Origin of the sequence: Nguyenibacter vanlangensis, from assembly GCF_013376155.1 — a bacterium.
In the GTDB taxonomy this organism is placed as follows: Bacteria; Pseudomonadota; Alphaproteobacteria; order Acetobacterales; family Acetobacteraceae; genus Gluconacetobacter; species Gluconacetobacter vanlangensis.
This window is the reverse complement of sequence record NZ_JABXXP010000870.1, coordinates 1-1,060: the sequence shown is the minus strand read 5'-3', so window position 1 is coordinate 1,060 and position 1,060 is coordinate 1. Positions and strand designations below refer to the sequence as shown.

The window sequence follows — 1,060 nt, the reverse complement described above, 5'->3', positions numbered from 1 at the left end:
GGCGGCGGCCAGCGCGCGGGCGGTGGCGACCGGGTCGGCCACCAGCCGGTCCAGCGGGATGGCGGCGTCGCCGATCTGGTTGACGAAGGAGGAATTGGCGCCGTTTTCCAGCAGGCGGCGCACCAGATAGGCCAGCAGGGTCTCGTGCGAGCCGACCGGCGCGTAGATGCGGCAGGGGCGATCGAGGTTCGCGGCGCCCACGACATGGTCGTAGAGGGATTCGCCCATGCCGTGCAGGCATTGGAATTCGTAGTCGCCGTGCCGGAAGCCGTCGCCGGCCATGGCATGGATGCTGGCGACGGTGCGGGCATTATGGGTGGCGAATTGCGGGAACAGCGCGTCGCCCGCCGCCAGCATTTTCCGCGCGCAGGCGAGGTAGCTGATGTCGGTGTGGCACTTGCGGGTATAGACGGGGAAGTCCGCCAGGCCGTCGACCTGGGCCTTCTTGATTTCGCTGTCCCAATAGGCGCCCTTGACCAGCCGGACCATGATGCGGCGGCCGGTGCGCCGGGCGAGGGCGATGATCCAGTCCAGCACCGCAGGCGCGCGCTTGCCGTAGGCCTGGACCACGAAGCCGATGCCGTTCCAGCCCGCGAGGCCGGGATCGGCGCAGAGGGCGTCGAGCAGGTCGAGCGACAGGTCCAGCCTTTCGCTTTCCTCGGCGTCGATGTTCAGGCCGATATCGTAGCGGCGGGCCAGGCGGGCCAGGTGCAGCAGCCGGGGCAGCAGTTCGGCCATCACCCGGTCGCGCTGGGCGCGCGCGTAGCGGGGATGGAGGGCCGAGAGCTTGATGGACAGGCCGTCGCGGTCAAGGATATCGCGTGCGGTCGCGTTTTGCGCCGATCGGCCGATGGCGTGCAGGGCGGTTTCGTAGTCGCGGAAATAGCGGCCGGCGTCGGCTTCGGTCAGCGCGGCCTCGCCCAGCATGTCGAAGGAATAGCGGAAGCCGCGGTCATGGCGCGCGCGGCTGGCGCGCAGGGCGGCGTCGATCGTCTCGCCGCAGACGAATTGTTCGCCCATCATGCGTATGGCGACGTCGACGGCGCGGCGGATCAGCGGT

The 1,060-nt window shown here is 69.4% G+C and carries 1 protein-coding gene; it reads right to left on the bottom strand.

Annotation, left to right across the window (positions count from 1 at the left end):
• A partial coding sequence (locus HUK84_RS19770; RefSeq protein WP_176641729.1) for a proline dehydrogenase family protein occupies positions 1-1,060 on the bottom strand: 1,060 nt, incomplete at both ends.